This window comes from Anabaena lutea FACHB-196 (genome assembly GCF_014698305.1).
GTDB lineage: Bacteria > Cyanobacteriota > Cyanobacteriia > Cyanobacteriales > Nostocaceae > Anabaena > Anabaena lutea.
Map to the genome: position 1 here is coordinate 64,350 of NZ_JACJST010000025.1, position 20,477 is coordinate 84,826.

The following is a 20,477-nucleotide window of genomic DNA, read 5'->3' on the forward strand; positions in this document are numbered from 1 at the left end:
GTAGTTAGGTAAAATTATCACCTTTCTCCTCACCTATTATTATTTTATGGACTGTATCCATTTAACAGGAATTCGCTGCTACGGCTATACTGGGTTTTTACCAGAAGAACAGGTATTAGGACAATGGTTTGAGGTAGATGTCAAATTATGGTTGGATCTTTCCCAACCTGCTCAAACAGATAATATTGAAGATACAATAGATTATCGTCGCACAATTAGTTTAATTCAAAATTTAGTCAAAACCTCAAAATTTGCCTTGGTAGAGAGATTAGCAGGTGCGATCGCAGATGGTATTTTAGAAGATAGCGGTGGTATTAATCAAGTACAAGTTATTCTCAGTAAACCCGCTGCACCTATTCCTGACTTTAGTGGCAAAATTAGCATTGAGTTAACACGAAGCAAGTCTAATTAAATACCCTGTCATGGAAAAAACAGAAAAACAAAAAATGCTGGCAGGGGAGTTATATTTATCAGAAGATCCGGAATTAGTTGCTGAAAGTCAGCGTGCTAGTCATCTACTGCAAATCTATAACTCAACAACCGCAGAACAGCAACAGCAGCGACAGCAAATTTTACAAGACTTGTTTGGGGAAATAGGAGAAAAAATCAAAATTGTTCCACCTTTCCACTGCGACTATGGCAGTAATATTTACGCTGGCAATAACTTATACATAAACTATGGTTGTGTAATTTTAGATTGTCATAACGTTTATATTGGCGAAAATGTGTTAATTGCTCCTTACGTGCAGATTTACACAGCTTATCATCCCACAGACCCAGAAACTCGGCTAACGGGTAGAGAACTAGCTGCACCAATTAAAATTGGTAACAATGTCTGGATAGGTGGTGGTGTAATTATTTGTCCAGGTGTGACCATTGGTGATAATACTACCATTGGGGCAGGTAGTGTAGTAATTAAAGATATACCAGCAAATGTCATCGCTGCGGGTAATCCTTGCCACATTATTCGCCATTTATAGCAGTTAATGCTTCTAATTCTTCCTCCTCACTCCTGAATTCTATTCGATAAAAATCCCCCAGCGACCAACTGAGGGAAATTTCACAGAACGCGTACTGACAGCAATCTATCATTAATACTAGAGTACCATACCTTAGTAACTATGTACTAATAATTTTGCCAATTAAACCATTATCATGAACATTATCGTATTTGGCAGTATTAATTTAGACTTAGTAGTCACAACACCGCGCTTACCAGTTCCCGGAGAAACACTAACGGGAAAAGATTTTTTTAAGACACCGGGAGGTAAAGGTGCAAATCAAGCCGTAGCACTGGCAAAATTGGGAATTCCTACCCATATAGTAGGACGTGTAGGCGGGGATACTTTCGGTGTAGAATTAATTGAAAATTTGCAATCATCAGGTGTAAAAACTGCAAATCTATTCATAGATAATAACGTTAATTCGGGAGTTGCTATTATCACGGTTGATAATAGTGGAGAAAATCAAATTATTATTATTCCCGGTGCAAATGGGCGTGTAAATGATGAAGATGTAGAAAGATTATCCCATTTATTACCAGAAGCAAACGCAATACTTTTACAATTAGAAATTCCCATTAATACAGTAGTTGCTGCTGCCAAAGCGGCGAAAAATGCAAATATTAGTGTCATTCTCGATCCTGCACCAGCACAAACCCATTTACCAGATGAACTTTACCCCTTAATTGATATTATCACACCTAATGAAATAGAAGCAGAACAGTTGGTGGGTTTTTCTATCGATGGAGAGGAAACAGCCGCAAAAGCCGCAGGTATTTTATTGCAACGAGGAGTAAAATGTGCAGTGATAAAATTGGGTGCAAAAGGTGTTTATTGTGCCAATGCTGAAGAAGCTTTCTTTACACCTGCTTTCCCAGTTCATGCAGTTGATACCGTTGCCGCCGGTGATGCTTTTAATGGTGGTTTAGCAGCAGCACTTTTTCAAAAACTGCCTTTACGAAAAGCAGTAGTTTGGGGTGCAGCAGCAGGTGCTTTAGCAGCTACAAAAAGAGGCGCGCAAGCATCGCTTCCTGAGAGGGGGAATTTTGATACTTTCTTGCAAGACAAAGGCATTTTATGAAATATGTTTATTTACCAATATCTTCATTCCATAATTCTGGTTTTTCTTGAATAAATTCACTCATCATTTGTTCGCATTCATGCAAATTCAAATCTATTACTTCCACACCATGAGAAACCATAAACTCTTTCGCACCAGGAAAGGTTTTTGATTCGCCAGCAATTACTTTTTTAATGCCAAACTGCACCACAGCACCAGCACACAAATAGCATGGCATTAATGTTGAATATAATGTTGTCCCTCTGTAGCTGCCAATTCTGCCAGCATTGCGAAGACAATCAATTTCAGCATGGGTGACAGGATCGCCATCTTGTACGCGTTTGTTGTGTCCTCTGCCGAGAATTTTACCATCCTTAACTAGAATGGAACCAATGGGAATTCCTCCTTCTTGTCTACCTTGTTTTGCTTCTGTAATGGCAGCTTGCATAAATTCGTCCATTTGTAAATTCTCCTTTCTCGTTTAATTTGTGGTTGACTTCGCTATTATTCCCAGTTGTAATCCTGGTGGAAAACTACCTTCTTCTTTAATCCGCTTGATTTCAGCTTCGGTGATTGGCAAATTTAATTTTTGTGCGGCACACTTGACTACATCTCCTCGGTCAATGATGCCAGCTACAGTACCTGCGGGAGAGAGAACAGTAATTCGGGGTAGCTGTTCGTTTTCTAGTTTGTTAATTACTTGGGCTAAGGAAGTTGGTTCTGTAACGGTGGGTATTGTTGTCAGGGGATGAACAATGCTTTGCAGTGTTTGGGTTTCCCACTGACTTCTTTCCGTTGTCCGCAAATCATCAACTGTCACCATTCCCCGGTAACGTCCATCAGCAGCGGCAAAATAAACTTGTGAGGAGGCTGTTTCTAAAAGGTACAAATCAGCAAACTCTCTTAATGTTTGGTCAGCGTCTACTACCCGAAAATCACGGGTCATGGCATCAGCAGCTACTAGTTTGAGTAAGGTTTCTTGTAATGTGGTTACACGGTCATAACTGTTGGCGTTACGAATTCCAAACCAACCCAAGAGTACAATCCATAAACCTGTGAGTAATTCTCTGCTGAAGAAATCTATGGCAAATCCTAAAGCGATCGCACTATAACCTAAAATCTGTCCGCACCTTGCTGCCCAATGTACGGCTTGAAAGCGATCGCCTGTGATTTTCCATAGTGCTGCTTTTAATACCTGTCCACCATCCAACGGTAAACCGGGAATTAAGTTAAATAAAGCGACAACTAAGTTAATTCTCGCTAAATCTCTCACCATTACACTCAGCGGTGTGGTATCAGGAATCACGTTAGAAGCTAGACGTAGCAGCAAAAACAGGACTACACTAACCGCAGGGCCTGCGATCGCTACTTGAAATGCTTTTCCTGGAGTTTTCGATTCTTCCTCTATTGCTGCAATCCCACCGAAAAAAAACAACGTAATCGAATTAACTTTAATCCCTTGAGACTGTGCTACTAAGCTGTGTCCCAACTCATGCAATAACACAGAAGTAAATAATAGCAGTGCCATCACTAGTCCAGCACTCCAACCTGTGACAGTACCCCATCGTTGATAAGCCACTCCAAAATTTAGGGTTGCTAACCCCAAAATTACAAACCACAACGGGTCTAAAAACAGAGGAATACCAAACAAAGAGCCAATTTTCCAATTAGTTTGCATTATTTTTTCCTCGTATTATCTATTTTTAAGTAGGTAGACACAAATAAATCAAACTATATTAAGTAACGATAATTTATAGTAGTTCCCATGCTCGTGAGGTACAAAGTTTTCTAGTTTTAGGGAACAGGGAACAGGGAATTCTTAATTTTCCCCGCGTCTCCCCATCTCCCCATCTCCCCATCTCCCCATCTCCCCATCTCCCCGTCTCCCCGTCTCCCCGTCCCCGCGTCCCCGCGTCCCCGCGTCTGGTAAAAGAGACACAGCATTTCTGTGTCCCCAGGAAATAGATTAAAAATGAGTAAGTAGGTGAACGGAAAAAAACCGTAGACGCGGAGCGGCTTCTCGAAGAGTAATATGTAACGAAAAGTAAAGTTGCCCAAAACCTTTTCTCTGTTCCCTGTTCCCTTGTCATAACGACAATTTTTAACGCCAACCTACTTAAACAAAACGTTACTTATTAAAACTGTAAATGTGCTGTGTCTCTAAGTTTTCCTTCAATGACGAAGGTAGGAGATCGGCAGTAAATATTTGTCGATCTAACTGCACTTGCAAATTACTCAGCGGATCACTACCTGAAGAAATGAGAAATTCCAATTTCTGGACATAAGGTAAATTTACTAATTCATCCAGAATTTTACAGATTGCTTGCAGATAAGGATGACCGCTTTGTTGATACCAATCAGATTCAGCTACATTCGCTTGGTCAAAACCCAAATGTACAGTTAAAGATGGCTTATCAAACAGAGCAATTCCTACCGGACGTGCTTCTTCCTGTAATAACAAATCATGGTTATTGACTAAGTAGCGTAATTTTTCTAAGCGTTCATAGCGTTGTGTCACCAATTGCGGGTCATCTTGCCAGTGAATAGCCACAGTTACAAGATAACTTTGTAACAGCATATGCCCTAGCTTTTTCGCCTTTGTTTCCAGGTAATAGGAATTGTAATCATTAGCCTCAATTAACAAAGGCACACGATCTACTACTTCCAATCCATAGCCTTTAACACCAGCAATTTTACGGGGGTTGTTGGTAACAAGGCGAATCTTTTTAATGCCCAAATCCATTAGCATTTGCGCCCCCATACCGTAGTCTCGCAAGTCAGCGGGGAATCCCAAACGCTCATTTGCTTCCACTGTATCTAGTCCCATATCCTGTAACGAGTAGGCTTTGAGTTTATTAATCAAGCCAATACCCCGACCTTCTTGCCGTAGGTAAACAACGACACCTTGACCGACAGACTCAATCATTTTCAATGCGGCTTCCAACTGCATTCGACAGTCGCAGCGCAAAGAACCCAAAGCATCACCTGTTAAACATTCTGAGTGCATTCGCACCATCACAGGCTCATCTTTAAAATTTGCAGGATCGCCCTTGACAATAGCTACGTGTTCTGTATTATCTAGGGTGTGGCGATAGCCATAAATATCAAATTGACCAAATTGGCTGGGTAGCCTAGTAACGATTTCTCGATATACCAAGCGATCATTTTGGAGACGATAACTGATTAAATCGGCGATGCTAATAATTTTTAGCTGATGATTTTGAGCATATTGTACTAACTGCGTTAATCGCGCCATAGAACCATCAGGGTTTTGAATTTCACAAATAACCCCAGCTGGGTACAATCCAGCTAATCGAGCTAAATCCACGGCTGCTTCCGTATGTCCAGCCCGTTTAAGTACACCTCCAGCCCTAGCCCGAAGTGGGAAAATATGACCAGGACGGCGTAACTCTTCAGGTTTTGTGGCTGGGTTGAGAGCCACTTGGATAGTGCGGGCGCGGTCTTCGGCGGAAATGCCCGTAGAGACACCTAAATGAGGTCCTGCGTCAATGCTGACAGTGAAGGCAGTTTGGTTAGTATCTGTCAGAGTACTAACCATCAATGGTAAATCTAGTTCATCCAAGCGATCGCCTGTCATTGCCAGACAAATCAGTCCTCTGGCTTCCACAGCCATAAAATTGATCATATCGGGGGTGGCAAATTGGGCGGCACAAATTAAATCGCCTTCATTTTCTCTATTTTCATCATCCACTACCACAATGGAGCGTCCTGCTTTGAGGTCTGCCAAAGCGGCATCTATGGAATCGAATTCAAAAGCTTGGCTAGTCTTAGGCTGTAACACAGAAAATTTCCAGCTACCAACGTAAATTTTTTTAACAATTTCTTATTTTAAATTGTAGCTTCTTTATCGGATACAGAAGTAGACTAGCAATCATTCGATAAAATGACAAAAATTTCTGCTACTAAAAATGCAGCAATGGAATGGAGACTGAGGCTATGGGGAGTTGGGCAAATAATTTTCTCAATCACCTGTTTTGCGTATTTCCCATCTAGTCGCTGATATTGTGGATAGCTGAGAACAAATTAACAAAAGTAGATAAGGATTTCATCACATGGGTAATTTCAGACGCGTACCAGTTGGGATTGTTGGCGCGTCAGGCTATGGCGGAGTCCAACTAGTTAGACTACTGATGGATCATCCAGAAGTTGAACTGGTGTATTTAGGTGGTGAAAGCAGCGCGGGTAAATCCTTTGCTGATATTTATCCACATCTAGGTAATATAGTTAACTTACCAATTGAGGCTGTAGATCCAGAAATTATTGCCAGTCGTTGTGAAGTAGTGTTTCTTTCTTTACCCAACGGACTAGCCTGCCAAATCACACCTCAACTACTAGAAAAAGGATGTAAAGTACTGGATCTGAGTGCAGATTATAGATTCAGTGACTTGACAACTTATACAAATTGGTATGGTACACAAAGAAGCGATCGCACCGTTGCCGCTACAGCAGTTTATGGTTTACCGGAATTGTACCGCGATCGCATTTTGGAAGCTCAACTCATCGGTTGTCCCGGTTGCTATCCCACAGCCAGCCTCCTCGCACTTTCTCCACTTTTAAAACAGGGTTTAATAGTTCCAGAAACAGCCATTATTGATGCTAAATCTGGAACATCTGGCGGCGGCAGACAAGCCAAAGTTAATCTCTTATTAGCCGAAGCAGATAACTCTCTGGGAGCCTATAACGTTGCCCGTCACCGTCACACCCCAGAAATTGAGCAAATTTGCAGCGAATTGGCAGGACACGAAGTCACAATCCAATTTACACCTCATCTCATCCCTATGGTGCGGGGGATTTTGGCAACCGTATACGCCACACTGCGCGACCCTGGTTTAGTCCGTGACGACTTAATCACAATTTTTACAGCTTTTTATCGTAATTCCCCTTGGGTAAAAATCTGTAATAGCGGCACATACCCCCAAACAAAATGGGCTTGTGGTAGCAACAATTGTTATATCGGCATAGAAGTTGATCCCCGCACAGGCCGGGTGATTGTCATGTCAGCCATTGATAACTTAATTAAAGGTCAAGCTGGACAAGCAATCCAGTGTATGAACCTGATGCTGGGCTGGGATGAAACCTTGGGGTTGCCCAAAGTCGGATTTTATCCTTAATTTGGTAATGGGTAATGGGTGATAGGTAATGGGTAGAAGTTTTTCCAATTACCAATTACCAATTACCAATTACCAATTACCTACTTTGGTCCCAAACCGACAGTACCAGCATAAACAGCGCGATCGCCTAATTCATGCTCAATACGGAGTAAGCGATTGTATTTTGCTACCCGTTCACTACGACAGAGAGAACCGGTTTTAATTTGACCTGCACGAGTAGCCACAGCCAAATCGGCAATAGTGGTATCCTCAGTTTCGCCGGAACGATGGCTAATTACTGACCGGAAACCGTGGCGATTTGCCAAATCTATAGTTTCCAAAGTCTCAGTCAGTGAACCAATTTGATTCAATTTAATCAAAATCGAGTTACCTGCTTTTTGCTCAATGCCTTTTTGTAAGCGAGTAGCATTTGTAACAAATAAATCATCGCCCACTAACTGCACTTTTGAGCCTAATTTCTGAGTCAGCAATTGCCAATTTTGCCAATCTTCCTCATGCAAACCGTCTTCAATTGACACAATGGGATATTCGTCAACCAATTGTCCTAAATAATCAACAAACTCGCTTGGTGCATGGGGTTTACCATCATAGACATACTGCCCATTTTTGTAAAACTCACTCGCAGCCACATCCAAAGCCAAAGCCACTTCTTCTCCTGGCTTATAACCAGCTTTTTTAATCGCCGCTACCAGCAATTCTAAAGCCACTTGGTTAGATTCGAGATTAGGTGCAAAACCACCTTCATCACCTACACCAGTCAGCAAGCCTTTTTCATCCAAAACCTTGCTGAGAGTTGCAAATACTTCTGCACCCCAGCGCAAAGCTTCCTTGAAGGAAGGAGCGCCAATAGGTACAATCATAAACTCCTGAAAATCAACGTTATTAGATGCGTGCGCCCCACCATTGATCACATTCATCAAGGGAACAGGTAGCAAATTTGATAAAGGACTGCCTAAATAGCGATATAGGGGAATGTCCAAAGACTCAGCACTAGCTTTTGCAGCAGCCAGGGAAACAGCCAAAATTGCATTTGCACCTACATTGGCTTTGTTAGGTGAACCATCCAAAGCAATCATTGTCCTGTCTAAGGCTTCTTGGTTGAGGGCATCCAAACCTAACAATTTTGGTGCTAGTACCTCATTGACGTTCTGCACCGCCTTGAGTACCCCTTTACCTCCATAGCGGCTTTTATCGTCATCCCGCAATTCATGAGCCTCAAATGTGCCAGTAGACGCACCACTGGGAACTTGAGCCAGTCCCACAACCCCATTAGCCAAATGTACTTCCGCTTCCACTGTTGGTTTTCCCCGTGAGTCAAGGATTTCGCGGGATACAATTGCTTCAATAGAAGTATCTAGAAATGCAGTCATTCGTGTTTTGTCCTTCGTTTCTATGGTGCTTAAGGGATAAGACTTTACAGTTTAGTCCTAACCCAATCGTTAGCATAGGCGTTTCTGGAGCGAAATCGGCTGACATTAAAGAAGATTTCCAATAGAGAAGGGTTGGAGTTAGTCTACTTGGTAATGTTTAATTTTGGGATGCTAATTAGTTCTTGCAGTATCAACTGTTCTTAGCTGACGATAGCTATGAAGTAAATTAAAAAACTTATCAAAATCAAAACTCTTTGGATCTGCTCTTTGTCCAGAACGGTCAACAGCCCGATGGGTGGTAATTCTATCATCTGGAACTTGACTTTGAGCAATCAACCAAGCCAAAGAGTTATATTGAGCATTTGTATAACCACTATGACCCTGGATATCATTTTGACCCCAAGCATCGGCAGGGGTTTCTAAAGACACATGATAAGCAAAATTATTCACAGATGGGGGTAAAGTGGAGTTAGTCTGCACAGTTTCCAAACCATTAACACCCTCAAAAACAGAATTACCCGCACCAAAAGCGCGTTTTTCTGGTGGAACAAGATAAACCACCGTTCCATCTAGGGTAATTAAAGCGTGATAACTCGCTTGTACATTTTCATCATCATGGGGTGTTTGAAAAAAATTAATCGCGCTAGAAGCAGAATTGCTAGTTTCGTGAATGACAATAATCGGTTGGTTGTTGAAAACTACACCGTTAACATCTGTAGCAAAGCGATCGCCATAATTGCTAGAATGCACTTCAGCTTTGGCAAGATTAGGTCTATATTTGGCAAAAGCCGCCGTAGTTGCATATTTAAGATTAATTTTATTGGTTTTATTGGTTTTGACTGGGGATTTAGGTAAATTTACTTTTTTCTCTTCGGTAGTTATGGTCGATTGTAGTTGTGCCTGTGGATATTGACTCCAAGTTGTAACTGCTGGATTTGAAGCAGCGTTATGATTTTTCATCTGTCTTGCACCACCGATAAACACTGCCAAAATCAGCGCCGCAAACATGAAAAAGATTAACATTACTCTAGTCGCCCAATCCCTAAATCTCATATATGTAATACTAGTAATATGGCTAACATTGATATTATGATTTTACTGCTCAGGAAAAAAGGATACTAGTATACTAAATGTAGTTCCAATAACTTTTTCAACCTGTCTTGAGGATCATTTTAGCATTCACAATATTGTAGATACAAAACACAGCCACTTAAAAACGGCTGGTTAAAAGCAATCTCCAGAATTAAAATACTTATTTTCTTTAAAACCTGTCTAAAACCATCTAAACTTTGGAAAAAAATAAACTAAATCTAGTGATTCACAGCGGAAATAACTATACCAGTTAAAAAAGCTGACTCCCCGACCAAAGTAAAATTATCATATTCTTTCTTCTTTCTTTCCTTCTCCTGTCGGAGACGCTGCGCGAACGGAACGTCTTCGACGAACGCGTCTTTGCGGTATGCCTACGGCACGCTCCGCGAACATTTAATCCGTATTCTTTTAGTAGGAAGGGAGTATGCAAAAACCTTCCTTCTGTCGTGCTGCACTAGTGTCACAAAACCAACTCTATTTTTTAACACAATATGACCCATCCTTTTCTAAAACACCTACACAGTCCAGAACGTCCCGTAATCGTCTTTGACGGCGCAATGGGAACAAACCTGCAAACCCAAAACCTCACTGCTGAAGATTTTGGAGGCGCACAATATGAAGGCTGTAACGAATATCTAGTCCACAGTAAACCCGAAGCCATAATTAAAGTTCACCGTGACTTTCTGACTGCTGGTGCTGATGTCATTGAAACCGACACCTTTGGATCTATGTCCATAGTTTTAGCAGAATACGACTTAGCAGACCAGGCTTACTACCTCACAAAGAAAGCCGCCGAACTCGCCAAAAGTGTCGCTGCGGAATTTTCCACTCCCGAAAAACCCCGATTTGTAGCGGGTTCTATTGGCCCGACAACCAAACTTCCCACCTTGGGACATATTGACTTTGACACCATGAAAGCCTCTTTTGCTGAACAAGCAGAAGCGCTGTTTGATGGTGGTGTTGATTTATTCCTAGTGGAAACCTGCCAAGATGTGCTGCAAATTAAAGCGGCGTTAAATGGGATTGAAGAAGTTTTTACCAAAAAAGGCGAAAGAAGACCCTTAATGGTGTCTGTAACTATGGAAAGCATGGGGACAATGCTGGTAGGTACAGAAATCAGCGCCGTACTTACTATCCTCGAACCTTACCCCATTGATATTCTCGGTTTGAACTGCGCCACTGGTCCCGACTTGATGAAACCACACATCAAGTATTTATCAGAACATTCACCTTTCGTAGTTTCCTGTATTCCCAATGCGGGTTTACCAGAAAACATCGGTGGTCAAGCGCATTACAAACTGACACCCATTGAATTACGGATGTCCTTAATGCACTTTATCGAAGATTTGGGTGTCCAAGTGATTGGGGGTTGCTGTGGGACACGGCCAGAACACATTCAACAATTAGCGGAAATTGCCAAAGATTTAAAACCGAAAGTTAGACAGCCGAGTTTAGAACCAGCAGCGGCTTCAATTTATTCTACTCAGCCCTATGACCAAGATAATTCTTTCTTGATTGTCGGTGAACGTCTCAACGCCAGTGGTTCTAAAAAATGCCGTGATTTACTCAACGCCGAAGACTGGGATGGTTTAGTATCAATGGCGCGGAGTCAAGTTAAAGAAGGCGCACATATCCTTGATGTTAACGTTGACTATGTGGGACGTGACGGCGTGCGTGATATGCACGAATTGGTTTCCCGCATTGTTAATAATGTTACATTGCCTTTAATGCTCGATTCCACCGAATGGGAAAAAATGGAAGCGGGTTTAAAAGTTGCTGGTGGTAAGTGTTTGCTCAATTCTACTAATTATGAAGATGGCGAACCGCGATTTTTGAAGGTGTTGGAATTAGCGAAAAAATACGGTGCTGGTGTAATTATTGGGACAATTGATGAAGATGGGATGGCGCGGACAGCCGAGAAAAAGTTTCAAATTGCCCAACGTGCTTACCGTCAAGCTGTAGAATATGGTATTGCTCCTACGGAAATATTTTTTGATACTTTGGCTTTACCGATTTCTACTGGGATTGAAGAAGATCGGGAAAATGGCAAAGCTACCATTGAATCAATTCGTCGTATTCGGCAAGAATTACCGGGATGTCATGTAATTCTTGGTGTTTCTAACATATCTTTCGGTTTAAATCCAGCATCGCGGATGGTGTTAAACTCGATGTTTTTGCATGAAGCGATGAACGCGGGCATGGATGCAGCAATTGTCAGCGCGAGTAAAATTTTACCACTAGCGAAGATTGATCCCCAACATCAAGAAGTTTGTCGTCAGTTAATTTATGATGAACGCAAATTTGATGGTAATGTCTGCGTTTATGATCCTTTGGGAGAATTAACAACAATTTTTGCAGGAGTCAAAACCAAACGGAACACAGGTGTTGATGAAAGTTTACCAATTGAAGAACGTTTGAAACGCCACATTATTGACGGTGAACGCATTGGTTTAGAAACACAATTAACCAAGGCTTTAGAACAATATCCTCCCTTAGAAATCATCAATACATTTCTGTTAGACGGGATGAAAGTTGTGGGTGAATTGTTCGGTTCTGGACAAATGCAATTACCTTTTGTATTACAATCAGCGGAAACCATGAAAGCTGCGGTTGCGTATCTTGAACCGTTCATGGAAAAGTCGGAATCGGGTAATAATGCAAAGGGAACTTTTGTGATTGCGACGGTAAAAGGCGATGTTCACGATATTGGTAAAAACCTCGTGGATATCATCTTATCTAACAATGGTTACAAGGTGATTAACCTGGGCATTAAGCAATCTGTGGAAAACATCATTCAAGCTTATGAACAGTATAGACCTGATTGTATTGCCATGAGTGGATTGTTAGTAAAATCCACCGCTTTTATGAAGGAGAATTTACAGGCTTTTAATGACAAGGGAATTACTGTTCCGGTAATTTTAGGTGGTGCAGCTTTAACTCCTAAGTTTGTTAATCAAGATTGCCAAAATGCTTACAAAGGTAAAGTTGTTTATGGCAAAGATGCATTTTCTGATTTGCATTTCATGGATAAGTTAATGCCTGCTAAAACCGCAGGTAATTGGGATGATTTGCAGGGATTTTTGGATGAATTAAGAGAGTCGGAAGAATCAAGCAATGGTCATAAGGAAGTAATACAAATCACTTCTGAAGAAAAAACCTCTGCTGAACCCAAAGAAATAGATACCAGACGTTCGGAAGCTGTAGCAATAGATATTGAACGTCCCCAACCACCTTTTTGGGGAACACAGTTTTTACAACCTGATGATATTTCTTTGGAGGAGTTATTCTGGTATTTAGATTTGCAAGCTTTGGTGGCTGGACAATGGCAATTCCGCAAGCCGAAAGAACAATCTAAGGAGGAATATCAAGCGTTTTTAGCTGAAAAGGTTTATCCAATTTTAGAAGATTGGAAACAGCGAATTATTGAGGAGAATTTATTGCATCCTCAAGTGATTTATGGATATTTTCCTTGTCAGTCTGAGGGGAATACTTTACATATATATGATGTGGAGAATCAATCAAAACAGGTGGCAAGTTTTGAGTTTCCTCGTCAGAAGTCTTCTAATAGGTTATGTATTGCTGATTTCTTTGCACCAAAGGAATTGGGAATAATTGATGTTTTCCCTATGCAAGCGGTGACTGTGGGGGAAGTGGCAACGGAGTTTGCACAAAAATTATTTGCCAATAATCAATACACTGATTATCTGTATTTTCATGGAATGGCGGTGCAGGTTGCGGAAGCTTTGGCAGAATGGACTCACGCTAGAATTCGCCGGGAGTTGGGTTTTGGTGATGCTGAACCGGATAATATTCGGGATATTTTGGCGCAGCGTTATCAAGGTTCTCGGTATAGTTTCGGCTATCCTGCTTGTCCGAATATCCAAGATCAGTATAAGCAGTTGGAGTTGTTGGGGGTTGATAGGATGAAGATGCACATGGATGAAAGTGAGCAATTGTATCCTGAACAGTCTACGACGGCGATTATTACTTATCACCCTGTAGCGAAGTATTTCACGGCTTAGTTTTTTATCCCCCTTCGTTTTTTGATGGAGGGGGGATTTAATTTAATATTAATAGTGGGTTATGCGATCGCTAATTTACCCTACAAACTAATTAGGGATTAATGGAACATAGAAGCAGCTATTGCCGATGCGTTGTTCAAAACGTCCATAGTATTTCGCGCTGCCTCATTCACTCTGTCCATTGGGGTAGAATTGTTTAATATTTGTGCTGAACTGTCCAGTTGTGCGTAGACACCTAAAAGAAAATCAGGATTAACAACTGGCACACCATTGGTCTGAAAATGAGCGTTTCTTGTCACAACTAAAACTGGTTGATTTTGATAAAGGACAAAAGGGGGGTTGAGGCAGAAAATGTTATAAGGACTGTAAATACCAGATGTACCGCTATACATTCCAACAGAGTTACGGATGCTTTGGATTCCACTAAAACTGCCGTATATGCCATCAAGATTTACGTATTTTCTCATGTTTAGGGTAGGACTGCTATACTGGTTACTTGACAACAATCCTAGAAATACTCTATCAGCACTCCATAACTCAGCCATGCCATTAATCGCAATGAGAAACTCTAAAATTGACATTCTTATGTTTACTTGCCAAGTCTGACACAGATATTAGAATAGGTTTAAGAATATTTAATAATTTTCTTATCAAAAATAGTGTGGCGTAAATCTATCACTTTTTTCTTTGCAACCAAGCAGATACTTCCTCAATTGCGTATTACAAACTATAGTAATTTCTGCAATAGATTATAAATATCTCCCTTATCACCTTCTTTTCTTAAACCTACACCAACTACTAAAACTACCACCTTATCATTTTCTACTTGATAAACTATACGATAACGTTGACCTACAGCCCTCACACTGCGATAATTAATCAACTGTCCAGTTAAAGGTTTTCCCTGTTTTTCAGGTTCTATTTTTAATTTATCAATCCGTGAACTCAAAGTTTTCATCTGACGTTTATCTTTAATATTCGCTAACATCTCTAATGCTAGAGGTGTTAACTGAATTTCAAATTCAATATTTTCAGATTGTGGTTTATCAAAGTCCGAGTTTGAGTTTTGCATCATTCCAACTAATAGTTTCTCCCCTGTCTGCTTGAGCTATACTTTCTTGTAATTGCTGACTAAATTCTTGATCAGATAAAATTGCTAATGTTTCTAGCAAAGATTCATATTGTTCAAAACTAATGGCCGCCATTACTGGTTTACCATGTTTGGTGATGATTATTGGTTCTTCTTGTAAATCATCTGGTAAATCTAAAAGTTGCTCTTGTGCTTCTGTAATCGTCAGGTATTTTAACATATTCTGGTTTTCAATAATTCTTGTATATCATTATATCACTACTTCATATTGAATCTGCCGCAATTGTCGCACAATTGCTAGAGGAAAATTCTCATCAGCATACAGTCTGACCATTAATCATCCTCATTTTGAGCGACAATAGCCAGATCAATTTCTGAACTATGCTGTTCGTAATATTCCCAAGCTGCTATCAAATCTTCAGGTGTGAGACTGGGATAATTTTCTAATAATTCTCTATCATTCGCTCCCTGCTGACGCAACGAAACTAATACCCATACAGGAATGCGAGTATTACGAAGACAAGCATAACCACCACAAACTCCAGGTTTTTTCTGCACTGCTTTGAGTTTAAGACGACTTTCTAAAAGTGTTCTTTCTTCTGGGGAAAGCGCCTCAATTACTTGCACAAGGGAATCAACCAATCGCTGATTCATAGTTGAAATTTTAGTGTATTGAAATTAATATGATATTTTGCATAATTACTATTGTATCATGCTTCATAGTTCTTACCCAATCAACATTTACAAAAATATTTAATAGAAATATTCATGAAAACCGATTCTATCTTTTATCGCATTTTTCAAACCTTACCGCAATCTTTTGTTGAATTGATCAATTTACCAGCTAGTGAAGCAGATATTTATGATTTTGCATCTGTAGGAGTTAGCAAGAATGTTTAGTATTAGTGATTTACGCAATACCAGATATTATCAAGAAGTCCGCTATGAGTCTGAGTTAAATCTGGTCATACGTCAGTTGGAACAGCGCATAGGTGGAGTTAGTCAGGATTTACAAGTAAAAATTAATAAGTTATCTGTGGAAGATTTGGAGAATTTAGGTTTAGCGTTGTTAGATTTTACTAGTAAAGCTGATTTGGTTGTTTGGTTAAATAATCAAGCGAGTTCAGCTAGTTAAAAATTAATGGTGGGTTACGCTATCGCTAACCCACCCTACAAACTGCGCTCTTGTGCGAAAGTTTCCTGAAGATGTGGTTCATTTACGTCAAAATGACTGTAAACTCAGAAATAGATTGATATTGCCCAACAATAATATGTCTTCTACCTCTACTCCATCATTGCGTGAGCAACAACATCCCCTGATTCGTCAACTAGCTGATTGTATTGAGACAGTCTGGCATAAACATCTAGATTTATCACCTTACAATTTGCCTGCTGAGTTGGGATATGTAGAAGGTAGACTAGAAGGCGAAAAACTGATTATAGAAAATCGCTGTTATCAAACACCCCAGTTCCGCAAAATGCACTTAGAACTGGCAAAGGTGGGAAATATGCTGGATATCTTGCATTGCGTGATGTTTCCGCGTCCAGAATATGACATTCCTATGTTTGGTTGCGACTTAGTTGGAGGTAGAGGTCAAATTAGTGCCGCGATCGCAGACCTTTCTCCTGTAAGCTTAGATAGAATCTTACCCGCAGAGTATAATTCTGCCTTGAGTGAGTTAACTGTACTCAATTTTTCCCAACCGCGTGAGTTACCAGAGTGGGGAAATATCTTTTCTGATTTTTGTCTGTTTGTTCGTCCTAGTTCCCCAGAAGAAGAAATCATGTTTCTCTCGCGGGTACAAGATTTTTTAGAGATTCATTGTCGTCAAGCAAGCCTATCTAGTCCCGTTGCCCCAGAAAAAGTCGCATTAATTCTGGCTGGACAACACAACTATTGTAGCAAACAACAACAAAATGATAAAACCCGTCGTGTACTAGAAAAAGCCTTTGGTCAAGATTGGGCAGAAAATTACATGACCACTGTATTATTTGACTTACCACAATAATCATTTTCCATCTCCCTACCTTCTCATATCTTTATCTGTAAGCTCCGTTACGTTTTCCCATAACTGATAAATGTAGAATTCATTTAAGCCAGAGTTCAATGGAGTTAAAAATAGTAGTGGGAATAGTAACACATCTACTTTTTGGAATATATACTCAGAGATAATTTATTCTTTTCTTAGGTGTAAATAACCAAAGAAAGCTCACAGATTAAGAATCAAATTAAGGGAAGTTTGATGTTGGGAATGCTCTATTTGACAGATGTTTTTCAGTTGGTCGTGAACCGTGCCAATTTTAGATTTCAGAAAAGACAATTTTAGATTTTTTGGCACATTCCCCGGTTGTAGAAACTCTTGGTTATATTCTACTACCTAAAGATGTCTGCATTATTATAGCGTCAGCATTCAGCTAACAGCTATCAAGATTGTTCAAGAATGTAGTATGTAAGATCATGTCGGGCTAATTACTTATCAAAAACTAGACCTGCGGTTCCCTCATGATAAGTATTTTACAGGACATGATACAACTTTCCCCAAGTCCAAACTAGGAAATTAAGCTTTTCTGGATGATAGCTGAACTATTACATTAGCTTAGTCGGCACAATCAAACCAAAGTATGTAAACAAAGGTAAACAAGGCTGAAACCCTCTTTACTCCTGCCTGATGCCAACGATAATTATTTACGCCGACCTACTTTTACCTACCCAATTTATACCAGGTTGCTTTTAGAAATAAAGAGTATCTGAGTGCTGGAGTTTGTGAATTCAAGAGTTTGAATTCCCTTAACTTCTAGTGCAATTACCTCTCATACTCAGAACCTATTAACAGTTATCAGTTGCGGCTAATTTGTTTTTTTTACTTCCATCAGCACAATTCAGATAACCGAGCAACATACCATGTCAAGGGTGACTGAAAAGCCAAAGTCAACGGAACAGGGACTAGAAAAATCTAAAGTTTGGTTGAAAGTTGCTGTAGCTCTTCCCGTAGTGATCGCTGCTGGGTTCATAGCTACAGCTAGACTGGAGCAATTAAAAAAACTCACTTCCTCTGTCAACATAGCACCATCTGTCAGTAGTATTACTGCTGTAGGGCGTTTGGAACCGCGAGGAGAAGTTATTAAAGTTGCCGCTCCCAACTCTGGACTATCAGCAGGATCACGAGTGCAGCAACTCTTGATTAGAGAAGGACAGCGAGTTCAGCAAGGTCAAGTCCTAGCCATTTTAGACAGCCGAGATACTAACATGGCAGCGGTGGAAGAAGCAAAAGCCAAGCTGCAAGAGTCTCGTGCTAATTTAGCTCAAATCACAGCAGTTTCACCCAGAGATATTCAAGCCCAAAGAGCAATAATTGCTCGTTTACAGGCTCAGTTAGTTGGAGAAAAAAATGCTCAACAAGCGACAATTGCTCGTCTTGCTGCTGAATTAAGTGGTGAAAAAATTGCTCAACAAGCCACAATTCAACGTCTAGAAGCTGAACTCAGGGGGCAAAAAGATGGTCTCAGAGCTACGATTGACCGAATCCGCGCCGAACAGCGCAATGCCCAAGTTGATGCTGGACGCTATGAGTTCTTATACAAAGAAGGCGCTATTTCTCAACAAGAAAGAGATAGAAGGCGTTTGAGTGCGGTTACTGCTACTCAGCAGCTGCGTGAAAGCCAAGCTAGTTTGAGACAAGCTTTAGGAACGCTGTCACAGCAAATTGCCGAAGCCAGAGCTACTCAAGTGAAAACTATAGCCACTTTGCAGCAGCAATTAATCGAAGCCACAGCTAACCGCAACAAAACTATAGCCACTTTGCAAAAGCAAATAGATGAAGAAAGGGCTAGATTTAATCGGTTGGTAGATGTGCGTCCTACTGATGTGCAAATAGCACAATCCCAAATTACCAATGCGATCGCTCTCATTAAAAAAGCGCAAGCCGAACTCCAATTGAGCTATGTCAAAGCCCCAAGCCCTGGTGAAATTTTAAAAATTCACACTAAATCAGGCGAAGTCATGAGTAGCAATGGTATTGCGGAAATTGGACAAACTGATCAGATGTTTGTCGTTGCTGAAGTTCCCGAAGACAGCATTGGTAAAGTTCGTGTGGGTCAACTTGCGACAATTACTAGTGACAATGGAGCATTTAATGGGCAATTAACCGGAACAATCGCTAGTATTGGTCGAAAAATCGGCAAAAAGGATGTACTAAATACAGATCCAGCAGCTGATGTTGATGCCAGAGTCATAGAAGTAAAAATTGCGATTTCTCCAGAAAATAGCCAGAGAGTTTCTGGGTTAACAAATGCTAAGGTTGTTGTTGAAATCAAGACTGATGAAAGCACAAAAAAACAGTAATCTTCCTTGAAAACCTATCAAACTAATTCTCAATTCAATATCTCACATCCAAACTTGGTATAACTGCTGGGGAATTTAGAAAATGGGTCAAAAAATCCCTCTGTCATGGCTACAATTAACAAGAGAAAAAACTCGCCTAGCTGTAGCTTTATCAGGTATTGCCTTTGCTGACATTTTAATGTTTATGCAACTTGGTTTCCGAGATGCATTGTATTACAGTAACGTGAGAATGCATGAAAGTTTAAAAGGTGACATTGTTCTTATTAACAGTCAATCTAATGCTGTTTTAGCAATGAAACCTTTTTCTCAACGGCGGTTATTTAAAACTTTAGATTTACCAGAAGTGCAGTCGGTATATCCTATATACTTAGACTATACAAGCTGGAAAAATCCAGTTACAGGCCGCCCTCGGAGTATTCTCACTTTTGGCATTAATCCAGAAGTTAATGTGTTTGATTTGGCTGGTGTAGATGAAAATTTAAATAAACTTAAACTGCCTGATGTTGTTTTATTTGACCGTTCTTCTAGATTAGAATATGGACCAATTGCAGAAGATGTTGATCAGGGAAAAATTGTGTCAGCCGAAGTACGCAGGAGGCGAATTAAAGTAGTAGGATTATTTACTTTAGGCGCATCCTTCGGCGCAGATGGTAATTTAATTACAAGTGATGTCAATTTTTTACGCTTATTTAGTAATCGACAGCGGGGATTAATTGATATTGGCTTAATTAAATTAAAACCAGGAGCAGATCTAGCCGTAGTTACTCAATATTTACGAACTTATTTGCCTACGGATGTGAATGTTTTAACCAAACAAGAATTTATTGATTTTGAAAGAAATTATTGGGCAAGTAGCACAGCTATTGGCTTTATTTTTACGTTAGGAACAATTATGGGTTTTATTGTCGGAACTGTAATTGTTTATCAAATTCTATATACAGAAGTAACAGATCACTTGTCTGAATATGCTACCCTTAAAGCCATAGGCTATACACAAAACTATTTGCTAACGGTCATTCTGCAAGAAGCTTTTATGTTAGCAGTTTTAGGATATATGCCAGGATTTGCTTGCGCTCTTTTTATGTACAAAGTTGCCAGAGATGCGACACTTTTACCAGTTGCCATGAGTAATTACCGTGCTATTATGGTGCTTTTGTTAACTATAATTATGTGTTTTATCTCTGGAATAATTGCGATGCGTAAATTGCGTTCTGCCGATCCAGCCGATATTTTTTAAATCAAGTTTTAGGGAAAAATTGCATATGATAAAATTGAAAAAATATGAAATAGATAAATATGTTATTACTCATAGTCTATGATCTTAGATTTGCAAAACTTTAGCCAATAATTATTCTCAACCCTAGATTA

19 protein-coding genes are annotated in these 20,477 nt (G+C 40.1%); 10 read left to right on the forward strand and 9 right to left on the reverse strand.

Annotated features, from left to right (window positions below; all coding sequences use genetic code 11):
- Nucleotides 1-46: 46 nt before the first annotated feature.
- The 3 genes from folB to rbsK all read left to right on the forward strand — a co-directional run bounded on the left by folB (nt 47) and on the right by rbsK (nt 2,082).
- Nucleotides 47-412, forward strand: a complete 366-nt coding sequence (gene folB / locus H6G59_RS22090; protein WP_190718491.1) for a dihydroneopterin aldolase — start codon at nt 47-49, stop codon at nt 410-412.
- A 10-nt stretch (nt 413-422) separates the two neighbouring features.
- A complete protein-coding gene (locus tag H6G59_RS22095; protein WP_190718494.1) occupies nt 423-980 on the forward strand; it encodes a sugar O-acetyltransferase in 558 nt (185 codons plus the stop codon).
- A gap of 175 nt (nt 981-1,155) precedes the next feature.
- On the forward strand, nt 1,156-2,082 hold the full coding sequence (gene rbsK, locus H6G59_RS22100) for a ribokinase (protein WP_190718496.1): 927 nt from the start codon (nt 1,156-1,158) through the stop codon (nt 2,080-2,082).
- A 7-nt stretch (nt 2,083-2,089) separates the two neighbouring features.
- Here rbsK and H6G59_RS22105 read toward each other — a convergent pair whose 3' ends face one another.
- From H6G59_RS22105 to ribBA, 3 genes are all read right to left on the reverse strand, one after another.
- Entirely contained in the window at nt 2,090-2,521 is a 432-nt protein-coding gene (locus tag H6G59_RS22105) for a nucleoside deaminase (protein WP_127053618.1), read from the reverse strand.
- 21 nt (nt 2,522-2,542) lie between these two features.
- The gene (locus H6G59_RS22110) at nt 2,543-3,739 is read right to left on the reverse strand and encodes a site-2 protease family protein (protein ID WP_190718500.1); all 1,197 of its coding nucleotides are present in this window, start codon (nt 3,737-3,739) and stop codon (nt 2,543-2,545) included.
- Between the two features lie 450 nt (nt 3,740-4,189).
- On the reverse strand, nt 4,190-5,863 hold the full coding sequence (gene ribBA, locus H6G59_RS22115) for a bifunctional 3,4-dihydroxy-2-butanone-4-phosphate synthase/GTP cyclohydrolase II (RefSeq protein ID WP_190718503.1): 1,674 nt from the start codon (nt 5,861-5,863) through the stop codon (nt 4,190-4,192).
- Between the two features lie 271 nt (nt 5,864-6,134).
- On the opposite strand from ribBA, the gene argC reads away from it, so the two are divergent.
- Nucleotides 6,135-7,193, forward strand: a complete 1,059-nt coding sequence (argC, locus tag H6G59_RS22120; protein ID WP_127053621.1) for an N-acetyl-gamma-glutamyl-phosphate reductase — start codon at nt 6,135-6,137, stop codon at nt 7,191-7,193.
- A gap of 80 nt (nt 7,194-7,273) precedes the next feature.
- Here argC and eno read toward each other — a convergent pair whose 3' ends face one another.
- Together eno and H6G59_RS22130 are read right to left on the reverse strand one after the other, a co-directional pair.
- Nucleotides 7,274-8,563 (reverse strand): phosphopyruvate hydratase, encoded by a 1,290-nt coding sequence (gene eno, locus H6G59_RS22125; protein WP_190718523.1) that lies wholly within the window; start codon nt 8,561-8,563, stop codon nt 7,274-7,276.
- Between the two features lie 171 nt (nt 8,564-8,734).
- Nucleotides 8,735-9,616, reverse strand: coding sequence for an N-acetylmuramoyl-L-alanine amidase (locus H6G59_RS22130; RefSeq protein WP_190718525.1), 882 nt, complete (start codon nt 9,614-9,616; stop codon nt 8,735-8,737).
- A 530-nt stretch (nt 9,617-10,146) separates the two neighbouring features.
- On the opposite strand from H6G59_RS22130, the gene metH reads away from it, so the two are divergent.
- On the forward strand, nt 10,147-13,677 hold the full coding sequence (metH, locus tag H6G59_RS22135) for a methionine synthase (protein ID WP_190718527.1): 3,531 nt from the start codon (nt 10,147-10,149) through the stop codon (nt 13,675-13,677).
- A 98-nt stretch (nt 13,678-13,775) separates the two neighbouring features.
- Here the strand turns inward: metH and H6G59_RS22140 are convergent, their stop codons facing one another.
- From H6G59_RS22140 to H6G59_RS22155, 4 genes are all read right to left on the reverse strand, one after another.
- The gene (locus H6G59_RS22140; protein WP_190718529.1) at nt 13,776-14,258 is read right to left on the reverse strand and encodes a hypothetical protein; all 483 of its coding nucleotides are present in this window, start codon (nt 14,256-14,258) and stop codon (nt 13,776-13,778) included.
- A 146-nt stretch (nt 14,259-14,404) separates the two neighbouring features.
- A complete protein-coding gene (locus H6G59_RS22145; protein WP_242038949.1) occupies nt 14,405-14,752 on the reverse strand; it encodes a type II toxin-antitoxin system RelE family toxin in 348 nt (115 codons plus the stop codon).
- Nucleotides 14,724-14,987 (reverse strand): type II toxin-antitoxin system Phd/YefM family antitoxin, encoded by a 264-nt coding sequence (locus H6G59_RS22150; protein ID WP_190718532.1) that lies wholly within the window; start codon nt 14,985-14,987, stop codon nt 14,724-14,726. The genes H6G59_RS22145 and H6G59_RS22150 overlap by 29 nt, the downstream gene beginning before the upstream one ends.
- A 113-nt stretch (nt 14,988-15,100) precedes the next feature.
- A complete protein-coding gene (locus H6G59_RS22155) occupies nt 15,101-15,421 on the reverse strand; it encodes a DUF433 domain-containing protein (protein ID WP_190718534.1) in 321 nt (106 codons plus the stop codon).
- A gap of 114 nt (nt 15,422-15,535) precedes the next feature.
- Here H6G59_RS22155 and H6G59_RS22160 point away from each other — a divergent pair, with 114 nt between their 5' ends.
- The 5 genes from H6G59_RS22160 to devC all read left to right on the forward strand — a co-directional run bounded on the left by H6G59_RS22160 (nt 15,536) and on the right by devC (nt 20,346).
- Complete coding sequence (locus H6G59_RS22160; RefSeq protein ID WP_190718537.1) at nt 15,536-15,667, forward strand: DUF2887 domain-containing protein; 132 nt, start codon at nt 15,536-15,538, stop codon at nt 15,665-15,667.
- A complete protein-coding gene (locus H6G59_RS22165; RefSeq protein WP_190718540.1) occupies nt 15,660-15,902 on the forward strand; it encodes a DUF4351 domain-containing protein in 243 nt (80 codons plus the stop codon). The genes H6G59_RS22160 and H6G59_RS22165 overlap by 8 nt, the downstream gene beginning before the upstream one ends.
- Before the next feature lie 136 nt (nt 15,903-16,038).
- Complete coding sequence (locus tag H6G59_RS22170; protein ID WP_190718543.1) at nt 16,039-16,776, forward strand: phycocyanobilin:ferredoxin oxidoreductase; 738 nt, start codon at nt 16,039-16,041, stop codon at nt 16,774-16,776.
- Between the two features lie 893 nt (nt 16,777-17,669).
- On the forward strand, nt 17,670-19,109 hold the full coding sequence (locus H6G59_RS22175) for an HlyD family efflux transporter periplasmic adaptor subunit (protein WP_190718546.1): 1,440 nt from the start codon (nt 17,670-17,672) through the stop codon (nt 19,107-19,109).
- 82 nt (nt 19,110-19,191) lie between these two features.
- Nucleotides 19,192-20,346: an ABC transporter permease DevC gene (gene devC, locus H6G59_RS22180; RefSeq protein WP_190718549.1), complete on the forward strand. Its 1,155-nt coding sequence runs from the start codon at nt 19,192-19,194 to the stop codon at nt 20,344-20,346.
- The last annotated feature ends 131 nt before the right edge of the window (nt 20,347-20,477 follow it).

Bases quoted from the DNA above. Each gene is read 5' to 3' on its own strand.
- folB (WP_190718491.1), top strand. From the start codon at position 47: ATGGACTGTATCCATTTAACAGGAATTCGCTGCTACGGCTATACTGGG.
- H6G59_RS22095 (WP_190718494.1), top strand. From the start codon at position 423: ATGGAAAAAACAGAAAAACAAAAAATGCTGGCAGGGGAGTTATATTTA.
- rbsK (WP_190718496.1), top strand. From the start codon at position 1,156: ATGAACATTATCGTATTTGGCAGTATTAATTTAGACTTAGTAGTCACA.
- H6G59_RS22105 (WP_127053618.1), bottom strand. From the start codon at position 2,521: ATGGACGAATTTATGCAAGCTGCCATTACAGAAGCAAAACAAGGTAGA.
- H6G59_RS22110 (WP_190718500.1), bottom strand. From the start codon at position 3,739: ATGCAAACTAATTGGAAAATTGGCTCTTTGTTTGGTATTCCTCTGTTT.
- argC (WP_127053621.1), top strand. From the start codon at position 6,135: ATGGGTAATTTCAGACGCGTACCAGTTGGGATTGTTGGCGCGTCAGGC.
- eno (WP_190718523.1), bottom strand. From the start codon at position 8,563: ATGACTGCATTTCTAGATACTTCTATTGAAGCAATTGTATCCCGCGAA.
- H6G59_RS22130 (WP_190718525.1), bottom strand. From the start codon at position 9,616: ATGAGATTTAGGGATTGGGCGACTAGAGTAATGTTAATCTTTTTCATG.
- metH (WP_190718527.1), top strand. From the start codon at position 10,147: ATGACCCATCCTTTTCTAAAACACCTACACAGTCCAGAACGTCCCGTA.
- H6G59_RS22140 (WP_190718529.1), bottom strand. From the start codon at position 14,258: ATGTCAATTTTAGAGTTTCTCATTGCGATTAATGGCATGGCTGAGTTA.
- H6G59_RS22145 (WP_242038949.1), bottom strand. From the start codon at position 14,752: ATGATGCAAAACTCAAACTCGGACTTTGATAAACCACAATCTGAAAAT.
- H6G59_RS22150 (WP_190718532.1), bottom strand. From the start codon at position 14,987: ATGTTAAAATACCTGACGATTACAGAAGCACAAGAGCAACTTTTAGAT.
- H6G59_RS22155 (WP_190718534.1), bottom strand. From the start codon at position 15,421: ATGAATCAGCGATTGGTTGATTCCCTTGTGCAAGTAATTGAGGCGCTT.
- H6G59_RS22160 (WP_190718537.1), top strand. From the start codon at position 15,536: ATGAAAACCGATTCTATCTTTTATCGCATTTTTCAAACCTTACCGCAA.
- H6G59_RS22165 (WP_190718540.1), top strand. From the start codon at position 15,660: ATGTTTAGTATTAGTGATTTACGCAATACCAGATATTATCAAGAAGTC.
- H6G59_RS22170 (WP_190718543.1), top strand. From the start codon at position 16,039: ATGTCTTCTACCTCTACTCCATCATTGCGTGAGCAACAACATCCCCTG.
- H6G59_RS22175 (WP_190718546.1), top strand. From the start codon at position 17,670: ATGTCAAGGGTGACTGAAAAGCCAAAGTCAACGGAACAGGGACTAGAA.
- devC (WP_190718549.1), top strand. From the start codon at position 19,192: ATGGGTCAAAAAATCCCTCTGTCATGGCTACAATTAACAAGAGAAAAA.